Here is a 16,438-nt window from a genome sequence, read left to right on the forward strand (position 1 = left end):
CCGGCGTGCTGCTAGATTGCTAGCATGCTAGCCTCGTGGATGTGGGCGATGAGGACGTCAAGCAGTTCAACGTGTACCTGCCGATCGGACTGATCAAGCAGGTGAAGTTCCGTGCCATCGAGTCGGGCATGTCGCTGTCGGCGCTGGTCGCCGACGCCCTGCGGGCCTACCTCGACGACGGCGGGACGAGCAAGCAGAACGAGACCGGCGATACGAGCGGGAAAGAGGGCTGACATGGCGACCGAGGGCATCGAAGCGGTCTTCCTGGAGACGCACAACTGGGGCAGGGCGGCCCGCTTCTTCCAGGGGCTGGGCTACGAGCTGGAGTTCGAGACCGACCACAACTCCGGGCAGTTCCGGTGCGGCGACGGGCCGTACGTGTTCATCGCGGAGGTTCCCGAGGACCGGGAGCCGCAGACGCAGATCGTGTTCAGGGTGCCGGACGCGGACGCGTTCCGCGCCGACCCCGCCGTCGAGGTGGTCACGCCCTTCGAGGACACCCACTTCGGCACCCGGCTGATGACCGTCCGCGACCCCGACGGACGCCTGTGGAGCCTCCAGGCTCCCCGCAAGGAGCAGGCGTGACCGGCGGAGCCGGCGGCCCGGCGGGCGGCCCGACGGACGTGGCGCCGGACCACACCGCCGTCCGGTGCGCCCTGTGGCGGGCGATGCACGTCCAGGTCGACGCGCCGCCCCACGTCCTGACGGACGAGATCGGGCTCAGGATCGCGGACCCGGGCGACGGCTGGCGCGAGCGGCCGGACATGGACCCGGTGGCGACCCGGGCGTTCCGGGCCGCCATGGTCGCCCGCGCCCGGTTCGTCGAGGACCTGGTCGCCGAGCAGGCCGCGGAACGCGGCGTCGACCAGTACGTCCTGCTGGGCGCCGGGCTCGACACCTTCGCCCAGCGCGAGACCGGGGGCCGGACCGGGGGCATGTCCCGGCTGCGCGTCTTCGAGGTCGACCAGCCCGGCCCGCAGGAGTGGAAGCACCGGCGCCTCGCCGCACTCGGCTACGGCGTCCCCGGCCGGCCGCACCTCGTGCCGGTCGACTTCGAGGCGAGCGGCGGGGCCTGGCGGGAGCCGCTGACGGCGGCCGGTTTCGACCCCGGCCGGCCGGCGGTCGTCTCCTCCAGCGGGGTCACGATGTACCTCACCAAGGAGGCCACCGCGACCACCCTGCGCCAGATCGCCGCGCTGGCCCCCGGCTCGACCCTCGCCATGACCTTCCTGCTGCCCGAGGATCTCGTGGCCGAGGCCGACCGCCCGGGTCTGCGCACCAGCACGGCGGGGGCGCGGAGTGCGGGCACGCCGTTCCGCAGCTTCTACACCCCCGAGGAGATGCTGAGCCTGGCCCGCGAGGCCGGGTTCAAGGAGGCCCGGCACGTCTCGGGCGCCTCCCTCGCCGAGCGGTACTTCACCGGCCGCCCGGACGGCCTGCGCCCGTCGACGGGGGAGGACCTGCTGGTGGCCACCACGTGAACCCGCCGTGCGCCGTACCCGCCTGTCGCCCCCGTCCGCCGCGCCCGCGCGTCGATACGATGACGGCAACGGCGAGTTGGGGGGAGTTCCGGAGTGGAAGCGTTGATGAGCATGGCACTCTCGGCGGTCGGCACGGTCGCTTCGGGTGCCGTCTCCGGAGCGAGCGGTGAAGCGGGCAGACGGCTCTCCGAGCGGCTCTGCGACCTGCTGAGCCGGGGCCGCTCCGGGGACAACTCGGGCTCCGCGGCGGCCGGTTCGCCGCGCCTCGCCCCGCCCACCTTCCCCGGCACCGAGTCCGAGCAGACGGCGGCGGCCCGGCAGCTGCTCGAACTCGCCCGCAGATCACCGGAGTTCGCCCGCGAGGTCACGGACTGGGTGCGCGAGGCCGCGTGGCTCTCGCCGCGCACCGTACCCGCCGTGGCGCACGGTGCCTCGCGCCCGCAGATGCTGCCGCCGACGACGGCGGTGTTCACCGACCGCGCGGAGGTGCTCGCCTGGCTGACGGCCCTGCTGGACGACGAGGAGCGGACGCCCGGCGCGCCCGCCGTCGCCGCCCTCACCGGGCCGGGCGGCATCGGCAAGACCGCCGCCGCCGTGCACTGCGCGACGGAGCTGCGCGAGCGTTTTCCCGGCGGGGTGCTGTTCGCGGACCTGAAAGGCGCCTCGGCCGGAACGGCGCTCCAGCCGTCCGACGTGCTCGCGTGGTTCCTGGAGCGGCTCGGGGTGCCGCGCGCCCTGGTGCCGGGCGACGAGGCGCGCCAGCGCGATCTCTACCGCGACTGCACCGCCGACCGGCGCCTGATCGTCGTCCTGGACAACGCCCACGACGACGCCCAGGTCATCCCGCTGCTCCCGGCCTCGCCGCAGTGCCTCGTCCTGGTGACGAGCCGGTACCGCCCCGGGCGGCTCGTGGCCGAGCACGGCGCCCGGCCGTATCCGCTGGGGCCGCTGTCGGCCGAGGACGCGATGACGCTGGTCCGGCGGGTCGCCGGCCGTGACCGCCCCGCCGCGCCCGACGCCGTGGTCCGGGCCGTGGCCGACGGCACGGGCGGGATCCCCCTCGCGCTGTGCACCACGGGCGCCGGCCTCGCCGTCCGGCACCAGCTGACCTGGGAGCGCGTCGCCCAGCAGCTGTCCGGCCGCGGCCAGGGGGACCAGGGGAACGACCGGGAGGGCACCGCCGTGCGTGAAGAGGACCGGGCGGCGACGGCCGATCCCGTCCGGCTCGTCCAGGACGCCGCCTACGCCGAACTCACCCCCGGCTGCGCCGCGTTCTACCGCGCGCTCGCGGTGTGGCCGTGGCCGACCGTGACCGTCCGCACCGCCGCGCACGCCGCCGCCGTCCCCGAGGACGAGGCGCGCGGGCTGCTGGAGGAGCTGGCCCGGATGCATCTGCTGGAAGAGGTCGGGGAGGAGCGCTACCGGTTCCACGACCTGACCCGGGCGCACGCCCACGCGCTGGCGGAGGCCGAGGACGGACCCGCCCGGATGGCGGCCGCCGTCCGCCGGGTCGCGGTCGCGCACCTGCGCTTCGCGGCGGGCGCGGACTTCCGGGTCATGCCGCTGCGCTGGCGGCTCGGCCCCGCGTACCGGGGGCTCGCCCTGCCGGAACACCGCGACCGCGCCGACGGCAAGCGCGCGCTGGCCGAGCTGCGCACCGAGCGGGAGAACCTCGCGGCCGTCGTCCGGGCCGCCGCCCACCACGGCTTCGACGACCTGGTCTGGCAGCTGTGCGAGGCCCTGTGGGGCCTGCATCTGCTGCTCGGTTTCCACGCGCAGTGGATCGACACGCACCTCCTCGGGGTCGAGGCGGCCGGACGCCACGTGGCGCAGGAGTTCGGCGATCCGCGGTCCGTCGGCCGTATGTGGGCCCAACTCGCCTTCGGCCACATGGGGTCGGGCCGGCCGGCGGACGCGGAGCACGCCCTCACGCGGGCCAGGGACGCCGACCGGGCCTGCGGCCACCACCGGGGCGAGGCGACCGCCGTCGAGTCGCTGGGGCTGCTCCGGCTCAAGCAGTGGGAGTTCGCGGCGGCGCAGGCGTGTTTCGAGGAGGCGCAGGAGGTGCTGCGCCGGATCGGCCCGGGGCAGGACGGCTGGGCGGACGTGCCGCGCGCCACGGCCCTGCTGACCCACCACATCGGCCGCGCCCAGACCAGGCAGCGTCAATTCCCGGCCGCCGTCGCCCGGTTGAACGACGCCCTCGCCCAGTTCCGCCGACTGCCGGGCGGCGGTGACACCTACAACGCGGGCCGCGTCTACATGAGTCTGGGCGACGCCCACCTCGATGCCGGCGACGCGGAGCAGGCGCGCGTCTGCCTGGACGAGGCCGTCACGGCGATGACCGAGGCGGGCGCCGGGCTCCAGCTGGCCGACGCCCTGGAGGCACGCGCCCGCTGCCACCGCCTGTCGGGACGCCCGGAGCAGGAGGCGGAGGACCTGCGCACCGCCGCCGCACGCCACGAGGCCAACGAGGACCCGCTCGGCCTGACCCGCGTCCGGGCCCGCCTGACGGAACTGACGGCCTGAGCCCCGAGCCGCGCGGCTCGGCGACGCGGAAGCCGGGATCCCGGATCCGGCTCACGGTGCTCCCCGGCCGAGGGGCGCCACGGTGACGCGGTGTGCCGCCTCGCCCGTGCGGACGGTGATCGCGGGCAGGGCGTCGGCCAGGGTCCGGCCGTCGGTGAGCCAGGCGTGGAGCGCGGAGGCGTAGGCGGCGGGATCGCACAGGTCGGCCCGTCCGTCGGGGCCCGCGGTGGCGGTCAGCCGTACGAGGTCGCCCGCGCGGGTGCGGACGACGCAGCGGTCCGGCCCGTCGACGTAGGCGGCCAGTCCGCAGTACGGGTAGCGGTCGAGCGCCTCCGCCGTCCAGGCGGCCGGCGGCCCGAGCCGCGGGTCGTCCCCGGCCGCGTACCGTACGACGACGTCGGCGACGCGCAGCCGGCCGGCCTCCCGGGTCTCCTCGTCGACCACCGTGTGCGCGCAGTCCCAGCGCACGTCCGGGGCGTCCGACGGGTCGGGCCCGGCACCGGCGACGGCGTACCGGGCGACGCGGACCTGCGGCGGATCCGTGCCGAGGCCGCCCGTGAGCACGCGGACCGGGGCGGTACGGCGGGCGGGCAGGTACGGCGGCAGCGGCAGCGGGTCGAGCAGCGCCGGGTGCCCCTCGGGCTCGGCCAGCTCCATGAGGCCGTAGAACAGGCGCCGCAGCAGGGCGGCCGACTCTCCCGGAGCCGAACTGGTCTGCTCCGCGAGCTCCTTGTACCGGGCGGGATCGTGCGCGGCGACGGTGTCCTCGATCTGGGCGCGCAGGCTGCCCCGGCGCACGAGGCGCGCAGCCGTACGGCCGAGGGCGGCGACCGGGGAGAGCGGGTCGAGGTCCTGCTGGGGGAACGCGCCGAGGAGGACGGGGATGCCGAGGGACGCGGCGTAGTAGGTGACGCTGGAGTGGTCGCCGAGGACGCAGTCGGCGGCGATCAGGGCCTGGCGCCAGCCGTCGAGGGGGTCGATCGCGTCGAGGCCGGCCCGCCGGGCGTTGTCCAGCCAGGCACGGACCTGGCCGGGCCCGTGGCCGTACCAGATGTTCGGATGCAGGACCGCGACGGTCCGGTACTCGTCGGCGGGCAGTTCCGCCGCGAGGCGGGACAGCAGCCAGGGCAGCAGGTCGTCCGCCGCCGGCTCGGCGGCTCCGCCGAAGAGGGAGCGGGCCGCCCAGGTGGAGCTGACGACGATCAGCCGCTGACCTGGGCCGACGCCCAACGCCCGGCGGTAGAGGGCGCGTTGGGGGAGTGCGGCGAGGATGCGGTCGTAGCAGGGGTCACCGGCGAGGACCGCCGTGGGCGCCGCCTCGGGACAGGCCGAGCGCAGCCGGTCCAGCTGTTCCGGGTGGGAGAGGACGGTGGCGTCGGCGAGGGGACGCCCGTCGGTGAGGAGCCAGTCGGGCGACAGCCCGAAGACCGGTGTTGTCCGGTGTTGTCCGGTGTTGTCCGGTGTTGTCCGGTGTTGCAAGCCTCTTATTGTACCCAACCCCGTGCGACAGCACGGCCAACTTGGCCTGCACGGCGGCCAGTTCACCGCCGTAGCTGGCCGACACGGCCAGGTCGAACGGGGTCTCCTTGGCCTGCTCCCACGGCAGGACCGGCAGCCCCGCCCGCGCCAGCAGCTCGGGCACCCCGGCCAGGAACGGGGACGAGCCCGTGCACGTGGCGAACATCTGCACGCGCAGGTCGCCGGAGAACAGCGGGAGGACGTCCAGTAGACGCGTCGCCGACGTCACGTTGTGCACGACGAACAGGACCCGGCGGCAGCCGACCCGGGTGACCCAGCGCTCCGCGTCCGCGCCCACCGGCACCCGTATCCGCGCCGCCCCGTCCGCCACTCCACCCGCTGCCGCCCCACCCGCCACGCGCTTTACCTCAGCACTCGATGATGTTCACCGCAAGTCCGCCCCGCGCCGTCTCCTTGTACTTCACGGACATGTCCGCGCCGGTGTCCTTCATGGTCTTGATGACCTTGTCCAGGGACACCTTGTGGGAGCCGTCGCCGCGCATCGCCATCTTCGCCGCCGTGACCGCCTTCACCGCGGCCATGCCGTTGCGCTCGATGCACGGGATCTGGACCAGGCCGCCGACCGGGTCGCAGGTCAGGCCGAGGTTGTGTTCCATGCCGATCTCGGCCGCGTTCTCGACCTGCTCCGGGCTGCCGCCGAGCACCTCCGCCAGCGCGCCCGCCGCCATGGAGCAGGCGGAGCCGACCTCGCCCTGGCAGCCGACCTCGGCGCCGGAGATGGAGGCGTTCTCCTTGAAGAGCATGCCGATCGCGCCGGCGGCGAGGAGGAAGCGGACCACTCCGTCCTCGTCGGCGCCCGGTACGAAGTTGATGTAGTAGTGCAGGACCGCCGGGATGATGCCCGCCGCGCCGTTCGTGGGAGCGGTCACGACCCGGCCGCCGGCCGCGTTCTCCTCGTTCACGGCCATCGCGTAGAGCGTGATCCACTCCATCGCGTGCGCCAACGGGTCGCCCTCGGCGCGCAGTTGGCGGGCGGAGACGGCCGCGCGGCGGCGGACCTTGAGGCCGCCGGGCAGGATGCCCTCGCGGGACATGCCGCGCCCGACGCACTCGCGCATCACCCGCCATATCTCCAGCAGACCCGCGCGGATCTCGCCCTCGGTGCGCCAGGCCCGCTCGTTCTCCAGCATCAGGGAGGAGATCGACAGGCCGGTTTCCTTCGTGAGGCGGAGGAGCTCGTCGCCGGTGCGGAAGGGGTACTTCAGTACCGTGTCGTCCAGCACGATCCGGTCCGCGCCGACCGCGTCCTCGTCCACGACGAAGCCGCCGCCGACCGAGTAGTACGTCTTCGACAGGAGCTCCGCGCCCTCGGCGTCGTAGGCCCACATCGTCATGCCGTTGGCGTGGTACGGCAGGGCCTTGCGGCGGTGCAGGACCAGGTCGTCGTCGAAGGAGAACGGGATCTCGTGCTCGCCGAGCAGGCTCAGCCGGCCCGCCGCCTTGATCGCCGTCACCCGGTCGTCGGCCGACTCCACGTCCACCGTGCGCGGCGAGGCGCCCTCCAGGCCGAGCAGCACCGCCTTCGGGGTGCCGTGGCCCTGGCCGGTGGCGCCGAGCGAGCCGTACAGCTCGCAGCGCAGCGAGGCGACCGAGGACAGCAGGTCCTCGTTGCGCAGCCGGCGGGCGAACATGCGCGCCGCGCGCATCGGGCCGACCGTGTGGGAGCTGGACGGGCCGATGCCGATCGAGAACAGGTCGAAGACCGAGATGGCCACGGACGACTCCTCAAGACGGGGTGGAGCGAAAACGGTGGTACAGGGGGGCGGGCACCGCACACGCCGGTACGCGGGTACGTACTCCAGTGTGCGCGGTGCCCCGTAAAAGGCGTCTTACTTGTTCAGACCCGGGTACAGCGGGTGCTTGTCGGCGAGCGCCTGCACGCGCGCCTTCAGGGCCTGCGCGTCGTAGGACGGCTTGAGCGCCTCCGCGATCACGTCGGCGACCTCGGCGAAGTCCTCGGCCGTGAAGCCGCGGGTCGCGAGGGCGGGCGTGCCGATCCGCAGGCCCGAGGTGACCATCGGGGGGCGCGGGTCGTTCGGGACGGCGTTGCGGTTGACCGTGATGCCGACCTCGTGGAGCCGGTCCTCGGCCTGCTGGCCGTCCAGCTCGGACGCGCGCAGGTCGACGAGGATCAGGTGCACGTCCGTACCGCCGGAGAGCACGTTCACCCCGGCCTCGCGGGCGTCCGCCGCGGTCAGGCGCTCGGCGAGGATGCGGGCGCCCTCCACCGTACGGCGCTGGCGCTCCTTGAAGTCCTCCGAGGCGGCGACCTTGAAGGAGACCGCCTTGGCCGCGATCACGTGCTCCAGGGGGCCGCCCTGGAAGCCCGGGAAGACCGAGGAGTTCAGCTTCTTCGCGAAGTCCTTCTTGGCGAGGATGATGCCGCCGCGCGGGCCGCCGAGCGTTTTGTGGGTGGTCGAGGTGACCACGTCAGCGTGCTCGACCGGGTTCGGGTGCAGCCCGGCCGCGACCAGACCGGCGAAGTGCGCCATGTCGACCCACAGGTACGCCTCGACCTCGTCGGCGATCCGGCGGAACTCGGCGAAGTCCAGCTGACGCGGGTACGCCGACCAGCCGGCGATGATCACCTTCGGGCGGTGCTCCTTGGCGAGCTTCTCCAGCTCGGCCATGTCGACCAGACCGGTCTGCGGGTCCACGTGGTAGGCGACCACGTTGAACTGCTTGCCGGAGAAGTTCAGGCGCATGCCGTGGGTCAGGTGGCCGCCGTGCGCCAGGTCCAGGCCGAGGATGGTGTCCCCGGGCTGGGCGAGGGCGAACAGGGCCGCCTGGTTGGCGGAGGCGCCGGAGTGGGGCTGGACGTTGGCGTACTCGGCGCCGAACAGCTCCTTGACCCGGTCGATGGCGATCTGCTCGGCGACGTCGACGTGCTCGCAGCCGCCGTAGTAGCGGCGGCCCGGGTAGCCCTCGGCGTACTTGTTGGTGAGGACCGAGCCCTGTGCCTCCATCACCGCGAGCGGCGCGAAGTTCTCGGAGGCGATCATCTCCAGCGTGGACTGCTGGCGGCCGAGCTCCGCGTCGACCGCGGCGGCGATCTCCGGGTCCAGCTCGTGCAGGGGAGTGTTCAGGACAGTCATACGGTCAGGACTCCTCGCCGGCGCTGAAGGCCGTGTACTCGTCGGCGCTCATCAGGTCCGCCGGCTCGGCCGAGACGCGGACCTTGAAGAGCCAGCCGCCCTCGAAGGGGGCCGAGTTCACCAGCGCCGGGTCGTCGACGACGTCCTGGTTGGCCTCGACGACCTCACCGGTGACCGGGGAGTACAGGTCGGAGACCGACTTGGTCGACTCCAGTTCGCCGCAGGAGTCACCCGCGGTCACGGTGGCGCCGGCCTCGGGGAGCTGGGCGTAGACCACATCGCCGAGCGCGTTGGCCGCGAACTCGGTGATGCCGACCGTCGCGACGCCGTCCTCGGCGGGCGACAGCCACTCGTGCTCCTTGCTGTAGCGCAGCTGCTGGGGGTTCTTCATGGCCTGAATTCTCCTGTACGCGCGGGAGTGCTGGTGAAGGGGGGACTGCGGAAACCGCTGGTGGGCGGGCAACTGTGCGCAGGGTCACGTACCTGCCACGGAATCGGGCCCGCGGGGGACGCGACCGCGCCCAGTCTCTACTTCTGGCGCTTGTAGAACGGCAGTGCCACGACCTCGTACGGCTCGTGGCTGCCGCGGATGTCCACGCCGACGCCCTCGGTGCCGGGCGCCGCGTGGCCCGCGTCGACGTAGGCCATGGCGATCGGCCTGCCCAGGGTGGGGGAGGGGGCGCCGGAGGTGACCTCGCCGATCACCTGGCCGCCGGCGACGACGGCGTACCCGGCGCGCGGGACGCGGCGGCCCTCGGCGATCAGCCCGACGAGCACCCGCGGAGGCTCGGACGCGGCGCGCTCGGCGGCCTGCGTGAGCGCCTCGCGCCCGACGAAGCCGCCGTCCTTCTCGAACTTGACCACGCGGCCGAGACCGGCGTCGAAGGGGGTGAGCGAGGTGCTCAGCTCGTGCCCGTACAGCGGCATGCCCGCCTCCAGGCGCAGGGTGTCGCGGCAGGACAGGCCGCACGGCACCAGGCCGACGCCCTCGCCCGCCTCGGTCAGCGCCTGCCACAGCTCGACCGCGTGCTCGGGCTTCACGAACAGCTCGAAGCCGTCCTCGCCGGTGTAGCCGGTGCGGGCGATCAGGGCGGGGACGCCGGCGACCGTGCCGGGCAGGCCGGCGTAGTACTTCAGGCCGTCCAGGTCGGCGTCGGTGAGCGACTTCAGGATGCCGGGGGACTCCGGGCCCTGGACGGCGATCAGCGCGTAGGCGTCCCGGTCGTCGCGGACCTCGGCGTCGAAGCCCGCGGCGCGCTCGGTGAGGGCGTCCAGCACCACCTGGGCGTTGGAGGCGTTGGCCACGACCAGGTACTCGGTCTCGGCGAGCCGGTAGACGATCAGGTCGTCCAGGATGCCGCCGTCGGCCCGGCAGATCATCGTGTAGCGGGCGCGGCCGACGCCGACGGAGGCGATGTTGCCGACCAGGGCGAAGTTCAGCAGGGCGGCGGCCTCGGCGCCGGTCACCGTGATCTCGCCCATGTGGGAGAGGTCGAACAGGCCGGCCCGGGTCCGCACCGCGACGTGCTCGTCGCGCTCGGAGCCGTAGCGCAGGGGCATGTCCCAGCCGGCGAAGTCGGTCATCGTCGCACCGAGCGAGCGATGGAGCGCGTCCAGCGCGGTATGGCGCAGCTCAGTGGGTTCGGTACTGCTCATCGGTCGGTCGTCTCCCAGGACAGCGGAACGGGCGAGGAACGTTCCTCCCCATCTGTCATCGGAACCTGAGAGGTTCGCCACGACCGCCACGGGGACGATCACGGCTTGCACCGTGGGTGGAGCCACTGCCGGCAGCGGCCCGCTTTTCAGATGTGCCTCGCCCGCGCGGTAACGGGGCCTGAGAGATTCAAGGGAGGGACTTGCTCCTTCGGCGCCCCAGCGCAGCTGCTGGGGACTCTCCCGCGCGGATTCAAGCGGCCGGTATGCAGTTGGCGGCCACATCATTGCACGCCGAGCGGGCTTTTGTAACCGGCCTGTGGCAGCACGCGGACCGTACTGCCGACCTCGGTCCATTACCTTCTCTTTACGTTTCACGGGCAGAGCTGTTACTGAACCGACAGGGGAGGACCGACATGGTGAACAGGACCCCGGTGTACGCCACCGTCACCAGCGGCGTCGCGGTGCCGAAGCAGCGCCGCGCCCCGGCCCCGGTCGTCCGGGACCTGCGCGACCGGGCCGGCCGCAGCCCGCACGCCCTGCTCTTCCGCGCCGAGGACCTGGTGGTGATCACGGGACTGCCCGGCAGCGGCAAGTCCACGCTGATGCGCCGCGCGGTCCCCGGCCGCCGCATCGACTCCCAGGACACCCGCGACCGCTGGGCCGCCCGCCTGCCCGGCTTCCTCCCCTACGCGCTCTACCGCCCCCTGGTCCGCCTCGCTCACTACGCGCGCCTGCGCCGTGCCCTGCGCACCGGCGAGGGCGTCGTCGTGCACGACTGCGGCACCCAGAGCTGGGTGCGCGGCTGGCTCGCCCGCGAGGCCCGCCGCCGCGGCGGCACCCTGCACCTGCTCCTGCTGGACGTCACCCCCGGCACGGCCCGCGAGGGCCAGCGCGAGCGCGGCCGGGGCGTCTCCCGCTACGCCTTCACCCGCCACCGCCGCACGACGGCCCGGCTGCTCGCCGCCGTCGAGCGGGGCGCGCTGCCGGCGGGCGTCGGCTCGGCGACCCTGCTGGACCGCCCCGCGGCGGACGCCCTGCGCCGGATCGCGTTCCCACGGTGAGGGGACGGTCACAGCAACCCGCTAGCCTTCATGGTCACAGCAGTGGTTCCCAGCAGGCGGTAGGCAGATGGACTTCCCGGCGGACATTCCCGCGGACTTCCCGGCACAGGCGCACCCCCACCCGCACGGCGGTTGGCCCGGCAACGAGCTGGAGGAGGTGCTCGCGGCCTCCCTCGGCGTACCCACCGCGGCCGGCCGGATCATCGAGGTCCTCGGCCGCAGCTTCCTGTGGATCCCGCTGCCCAACGGCGGCGGTCCGGGCAGCGGCCCGCTGGACCTGCCCACGCTGGAGATCGACGGCCAGGCCTACGTGCCCGTCTTCAGCTCGGAGGAGCAGCTGCGCCAGGCGGCCGGTTCCCACATGGGGTACACCATCGCCCCGGCCGTCGAGTTCGCCCGGGGCCTGCCCGCGCAGGTCGGCATCGCGGTGAACCCGGACGCGCTGGTCGGCATCCCGCTCCCGCCGGCCGCCGTGGCCGAGCTGTGCCGCGCCGGCCGTACCCCCCTCGACGGCGCGGACACCGGCGGCCGGGTCCGCCTCTTCGAGCCCGACTGGCAGGACGACCCGGTCGACTTCCTCGCCGCCGCGTCCGCCGAGTTCGCCGAGACCGGCGTGGTCCGCACGGCCCGCCGCTGCCTGGCCGCCGTCGAGACGGACGATCCGGTGATGTTCGTGGGCGTGGAGCTCTCCCGGTGGGAGGGCGACCTGCGCACCCTCCCGATGGAAGCCCTGGGCCGCGCCCTGGGCAGGATCCCGGTCGCCTGGCCGGTCAGCCTGGTCCTCCTGGACGTCACGGACGACCCGGTGGCGGAATGGCTGCGGGGGAATGTCAGGCCCTTCTATCAGTACGGCCACTGAAAGCGCCCCAAGGGGGGCGCGGGGCTGCGTCCGATATGCGGCTCCGCCGCGTGAGCGCGAGAAACCACAACGCACCCGCACTCGCGAACGAACCCGAAGCGGCACCCCGGCAGGCGCTTAAGCTGTCTCCACACACGGGGCACGGAAAACAGAAGGGCACGACAAGGTGAGCGCGAGCCACAGCGGCGGCCTCGGTAGCGTCGACCACACGCTGCGCCAGGTCACGCCCGGACGCTACGACGCCTACGAGGCCCTGCTGCGTGCCCTCGCCACCCCGTCCTCCGGCCAGATCTGGATGCTGCTGTGGCACGGCCAGGCCGGGTCCCCGGACGCCCAGTACGGGACGATGGAGGTCGACGGCCTCCCCTACGCCCCCTGCGTCACCTCCGCCCAGGAACTGTCGGCCAGCGGCTGGAACCGCTCCTACGAGGTCGTGGACGGGCTCGACGTGGCCCGCACCCTCTACCCGGACCACTACGGCCTGTGGGTCAACCCGCACGCCCCGGGCGGCGGCGTCGGCATCCCCTGGCTGGACCTGCGCCGCATCGCCACGGGCCTGGACCGCCAGCCCGCAGGCCCGCTCCGGCTCGACGAACCCGGCATCGAGGTCCCGCAGTTCTATGCCCTGCTCGCGCAGAACGCCCACCGCACGCCGGCCCTGCGCTCCCTGCGCCGCGCCTGGGTGCAGCCCGCGCTCGGGACGCCGTACCTCGTGATCGGCCTGGACGTGTACGACACCTCTCCGGCCGCGGTCGACTCGGTGCGCGCGATGATGCAGCAGTCCGTCGGCGCGGTCCCCGAGGGCCTGCCGGTGTCGACGGTCGCGATGACCGACGACTACGACCCGGTCGTGATGTGGATGCGGGCCAACGCCCGCCCGTTCTACGACCGCGACGCCCACGCCGCCGTACCCCCGGCGCACCCCCAGCCCCAGCCGCAGCTCCAGTCACCGCCCCAGCCGCAGGCCCCGGCCCCCGGCTACGGCTATCCACCGGTGCCCGGCGGCTACTGACCCCGCCGCCGACCTCGCCCTACGGCCGCCGACCTTCCCCGGCCGACCTCCGCTTACCGTCCGCTTGTCGCGATTAACTGTCCGCATAACAGGAAACGCCTGCTTGCATCACGGTTACGCATCCATTCGCTGCCAAGGCTGGCGGCTTGTCGCGCGGGCATTGAAGACTCCCCCTTCAAGGGGCTCGCCCCTGTGTGTACGACGGACTGAATGATGCCGCTACCAGCGGCAAGTGCGGGCCGGTTACCACCGGTTGAGAGGGGTCCCAGCCTAATGACGGCACCATTGCACGAGCCGGCCGCGGAAGCGGCGCCCGGTGCGGCCGAGGAAGCGGCGGTCGCCGCCGCCGACGCGAAGGCCGTTCAGGGCCGCTCCCTGGGACGGATCGCCTGGGAGCGCCTGAAGCGGGACAAACTCGCCCTGACGGGCGGCGTCGTGGTGCTGCTCCTCATCGTGATCGCGCTGCTCGCGCCCGTCATCACGAGCCTGGTCGGCCAGGACCCGGACGTCTACCACCAGGACCTGATCGACCCGCTGTTCAGCACCCCCAAGGGCTCACTGGGCGGCATCGGCGGAGACCACCTGCTCGGCGTGGAGCCGGTCAACGGCCGCGACATCTTCGCCCGCATCCTCTACGGCGCACAGATCTCTCTTCTCGTCGGCTTCCTGTCCGCCGTGGTCGCCGTCATCCTGGGCACCGTCCTCGGCGTCCTGGCGGGCTTCTTCGGCGGCTGGGTGGACTCCCTGATCAGCCGGGTCATGGACGGCCTGCTCGCCTTCCCGCAGCTGCTGTTCATCATCGCGCTGGTCTCCGTCATGCCCAACCAGATGCTGGGACTCACCGGCACGGGCGTGCGGGTGTTCGTGATGATCCTGGTCATCGGTTTCTTCGGCTGGCCGTACATCGGCCGGGTGGTCCGCGGCCAGACGCTCTCGCTGCGTGAGCGCGAGTACGTCGAGGCGGCCCGCTCCCTCGGCGCCGGGCAGTTCTACATCCTCTTCAAGGAGCTGCTGCCGAACCTCGTCGCGCCCATCATCGTGTACACGACGATGATGATCCCCACGAACATCCTCACCGAGGCGGCGCTCAGCTTCCTGGGCGTGGGCGTCAAGCCGCCCACGTCCTCCTGGGGGCAGATGCTGTCGAGTGCGATCGACTACTACGACTCGGACCCCATGTACATGGTGATCCCGGGCGTGGCGATCTTCATCACGGTTCTTGCCTTCAACCTCTTCGGCGACGGCGTGCGGGACGCGCTCGACCCGAAGGGCTCCCGCTGAAGTGCCGTACCCCAAGCGTCCCGTGAGCTCAGCCACGGGGTCTCTCATCAATTCCGGAGGATCCGAGATCGTGACTACCCAACGCACCTCAGGGCGGCGCAAGCAGGCCCTCGCCGCTGCCGTAGTGGTCGCCGGGCTGCTGACCACGGCGGCGTGCGGCGGAGGCAACGGCAGCTCGAAGAACGGCGCGGCCGGCTTCGACGCGGCGAACAACAAGGTTGCCCAGGCCGACCAGGTCAAGAAGGGCGGCACCCTGAAGTTCGTGAGCACGCAGGACGCCGACTCGTGGGACACCACGCGCGGCTACTACGGCTTCATGTGGGACTTCTCCCGCTACTACAGCCGTCAGCTGCTCACCTACAAGACGGCGCCGGGTGCCGAGGGCGCGAAGCTCACCCCGGACCTCGCCACCGACGCGGGCAAGGTCTCGGCCGACGGCAAGACCTACACCTTCACGCTGCGTGACGGGATCACGTGGGAGGACGGCAAGGCCATCACCTCCCAGGACATCAAGTACGGCATCGAGCGCTCCTGGGCGCAGGACGTGCTGTCCGGCGGTCCGGTCTACCTCCAGCAGATGCTGGACCCGAACAACACCTACAAGGGTCCGTACAAGGACACCTCGAAGGACCACCTGGGCCTGAAGGCGATCGACACGCCGGACGCGAAGACGATCGTCTTCCACCTGCCGACGGCCAACTCGGACTTCCTCCAGGTGCTGGCGATGACCACGGCCTCGCCGGTCCGCCAGGACATGGACACCAAGTCCAAGTACGGCCTGCACCCGTTCTCCTCGGGCCCGTACAAGTTCCAGTCGTACAGCCCGGGCAAGAACCTGGTCCTGGTCCGCAACGCCAACTGGAAGGCGTCCTCGGACCCGGTCCGCAAGGCGTACCCGGACAAGATCACCCTGGACATCTCCACCAACCAGGCCGACTCGGACCAGCGCCTGATCGACGGCGACTACGACATCGACGCCTCGCAGACCGGCCTGGGCCCGCAGGGCCGCCAGATCGCCCTGAAGCAGCACAAGGACAACCTGGACAACCCGGTCTCCGGCTTCATCCGCTACGCGGTCTTCCCGCAGAGCGTCAAGCCGTTCGACAACCTCCACTGCCGCAAGGCCGTGATCTACGCCGCCGACCACGTGTCGCTGCAGACCGCCCGCGGTGGCCCGATCGCCGGTGGTGACATCGGCACCAACATGCTCCCGCCGTCGGTCGGCGGTGGCGAGGGCCAGAAGTACGACCCGTACCAGATCTCCGGTGCCAACAAGAACGGCAACGTCAACCTGGCCAAGCAGGAGCTCAAGGCCTGCGGTCAGCCGAACGGCTTCTCGACCACCATCGCCGTCCGCAACAACAAGGCGCAGGAAGTCGCCACCGCCGAGTCCCTGCAGGCCGCGCTGAAGAAGGTCGGCATCAACGCCGACATCTACCAGTACGACGGCTCGCAGAGCCCGGGCATCATCGGCTCCCCGTCGAACGTCGAGAAGAAGAAGCTCGGCATCATCATCATGGGCTGGGGTCCGGACTTCCCGACCGTCCAGGGCTACGGCATCCCGCTGTGGGACAGCAAGTACATCCTGCAGAGCGGTAACAACAACTACGCCCTGATCAAGGACAAGACGATCGACGGGCTCTTCGACCAGTACACCACCACGCTGGACGAGGCGAAGAAGACGCAGATCTCCACGGAGATCAACCACAAGGTGATGGAGGGCGCGTACTACCTGCCCTTCACCTTCGAGCGGCTGCTCAACATCCGCTCCTCGCGTCTGGGCAACGTGTACACGACGAACGCGTACAGCGGTTACTACGACTTCGTCAACCTCGGCCTGAAGTCCACGAAGTAGTCCCGGCACACCCGCCGAACGGCACGAAAGGCAGGTGAAGGCCGGCGCGGCGAGCCGCGGGCCCTCCGGA

14 protein-coding genes and 2 riboswitches are annotated in these 16,438 nt (G+C 72.1%); of the genes, 9 read left to right on the forward strand and 5 right to left on the reverse strand.

The features are described from left to right. The first annotated feature begins 41 nt into the window (after positions 1–41). From ACZ4MF_RS39220 to ACZ4MF_RS39235, 4 genes are all read left to right on the forward strand, one after another. Positions 42–233, forward strand: coding sequence for a CopG family transcriptional regulator (locus tag ACZ4MF_RS39220; RefSeq protein ID WP_467497868.1), 192 nt, complete (start codon positions 42–44; stop codon positions 231–233). Position 234: 1 nt separating this feature from the next. Continuing rightward, on the forward strand, positions 235–585 hold the full coding sequence (locus tag ACZ4MF_RS39225; RefSeq protein ID WP_467497822.1) for a VOC family protein: 351 nt from the start codon (positions 235–237) through the stop codon (positions 583–585). After that, positions 582–1,481, forward strand: coding sequence for a class I SAM-dependent methyltransferase (locus ACZ4MF_RS39230; RefSeq protein ID WP_467497824.1), 900 nt, complete (start codon positions 582–584; stop codon positions 1,479–1,481). The genes ACZ4MF_RS39225 and ACZ4MF_RS39230 overlap by 4 nt, the downstream gene beginning before the upstream one ends. A gap of 105 nt (positions 1,482–1,586) precedes the next feature. Beyond that, positions 1,587–4,010, forward strand: a complete 2,424-nt coding sequence (locus tag ACZ4MF_RS39235) for a tetratricopeptide repeat protein (RefSeq protein WP_467497825.1) — start codon at positions 1,587–1,589, stop codon at positions 4,008–4,010. A 51-nt stretch (positions 4,011–4,061) separates the two neighbouring features. Here ACZ4MF_RS39235 and ACZ4MF_RS39240 read toward each other — a convergent pair whose 3' ends face one another. The 5 genes from ACZ4MF_RS39240 to gcvT form a co-directional block, all read right to left on the reverse strand. Then, the gene (locus ACZ4MF_RS39240) at positions 4,062–5,489 is read right to left on the reverse strand and encodes a hypothetical protein (protein WP_467497827.1); all 1,428 of its coding nucleotides are present in this window, start codon (positions 5,487–5,489) and stop codon (positions 4,062–4,064) included. Positions 5,490–5,896: 407 nt separating this feature from the next. Then, positions 5,897–7,264, reverse strand: a complete 1,368-nt coding sequence (locus ACZ4MF_RS39245; protein WP_467497829.1) for an L-serine ammonia-lyase — start codon at positions 7,262–7,264, stop codon at positions 5,897–5,899. Positions 7,265–7,378: 114 nt separating this feature from the next. Beyond that, positions 7,379–8,644, reverse strand: coding sequence for a serine hydroxymethyltransferase (gene glyA / locus ACZ4MF_RS39250; protein ID WP_376289388.1), 1,266 nt, complete (start codon positions 8,642–8,644; stop codon positions 7,379–7,381). Between the two features lie 4 nt (positions 8,645–8,648). After that, positions 8,649–9,035 (reverse strand): glycine cleavage system protein GcvH, encoded by a 387-nt coding sequence (gcvH, locus tag ACZ4MF_RS39255; RefSeq protein ID WP_467497832.1) that lies wholly within the window; start codon positions 9,033–9,035, stop codon positions 8,649–8,651. Between the two features lie 137 nt (positions 9,036–9,172). Beyond that, positions 9,173–10,300 (reverse strand): glycine cleavage system aminomethyltransferase GcvT, encoded by a 1,128-nt coding sequence (gcvT, locus tag ACZ4MF_RS39260; RefSeq protein WP_467497834.1) that lies wholly within the window; start codon positions 10,298–10,300, stop codon positions 9,173–9,175. A 42-nt stretch (positions 10,301–10,342) separates the two neighbouring features. Then, positions 10,343–10,456: riboswitch (glycine riboswitch) on the reverse strand. Then, a riboswitch (glycine riboswitch) is annotated at positions 10,457–10,553 on the reverse strand. A gap of 163 nt (positions 10,554–10,716) precedes the next feature. On the opposite strand from gcvT, the gene ACZ4MF_RS39265 reads away from it, so the two are divergent. The 5 genes from ACZ4MF_RS39265 (at position 10,717) to ACZ4MF_RS39285 (ending at position 16,368) form a co-directional block, all read left to right on the forward strand. Beyond that, positions 10,717–11,361: an AAA family ATPase gene (locus tag ACZ4MF_RS39265; protein ID WP_467497870.1), complete on the forward strand. Its 645-nt coding sequence runs from the start codon at positions 10,717–10,719 to the stop codon at positions 11,359–11,361. 67 nt (positions 11,362–11,428) lie between these two features. Beyond that, positions 11,429–12,220, forward strand: a complete 792-nt coding sequence (locus ACZ4MF_RS39270; RefSeq protein ID WP_467497835.1) for an enhanced serine sensitivity protein SseB — start codon at positions 11,429–11,431, stop codon at positions 12,218–12,220. Between the two features lie 166 nt (positions 12,221–12,386). Further along, positions 12,387–13,232 (forward strand): enhanced serine sensitivity protein SseB C-terminal domain-containing protein, encoded by an 846-nt coding sequence (locus tag ACZ4MF_RS39275; protein ID WP_467497837.1) that lies wholly within the window; start codon positions 12,387–12,389, stop codon positions 13,230–13,232. 273 nt (positions 13,233–13,505) lie between these two features. Beyond that, entirely contained in the window at positions 13,506–14,513 is a 1,008-nt protein-coding gene (locus ACZ4MF_RS39280) for an ABC transporter permease (RefSeq protein ID WP_467497839.1), read from the forward strand. Positions 14,514–14,583: 70 nt separating this feature from the next. Further along, positions 14,584–16,368, forward strand: coding sequence for an ABC transporter substrate-binding protein (locus ACZ4MF_RS39285; RefSeq protein WP_467497841.1), 1,785 nt, complete (start codon positions 14,584–14,586; stop codon positions 16,366–16,368). The last annotated feature ends 70 nt before the right edge of the window (positions 16,369–16,438 follow it).

This window comes from Streptomyces sp. NPDC025793 (assembly GCF_055558375.1).

Bases quoted from the DNA above. Each gene is read 5' to 3' on its own strand.
- ACZ4MF_RS39270 (WP_467497835.1), top strand. From the start codon at position 11,429: ATGGACTTCCCGGCGGACATTCCCGCGGACTTCCCGGCACAGGCGCAC.
- gcvH (WP_467497832.1), bottom strand. From the start codon at position 9,035: ATGAAGAACCCCCAGCAGCTGCGCTACAGCAAGGAGCACGAGTGGCTG.
- ACZ4MF_RS39225 (WP_467497822.1), top strand. From the start codon at position 235: ATGGCGACCGAGGGCATCGAAGCGGTCTTCCTGGAGACGCACAACTGG.
- ACZ4MF_RS39280 (WP_467497839.1), top strand. From the start codon at position 13,506: ATGACGGCACCATTGCACGAGCCGGCCGCGGAAGCGGCGCCCGGTGCG.
- glyA (WP_376289388.1), bottom strand. From the start codon at position 8,644: ATGACTGTCCTGAACACTCCCCTGCACGAGCTGGACCCGGAGATCGCC.
- gcvT (WP_467497834.1), bottom strand. From the start codon at position 10,300: ATGAGCAGTACCGAACCCACTGAGCTGCGCCATACCGCGCTGGACGCG.
- ACZ4MF_RS39235 (WP_467497825.1), top strand. From the start codon at position 1,587: ATGAGCATGGCACTCTCGGCGGTCGGCACGGTCGCTTCGGGTGCCGTC.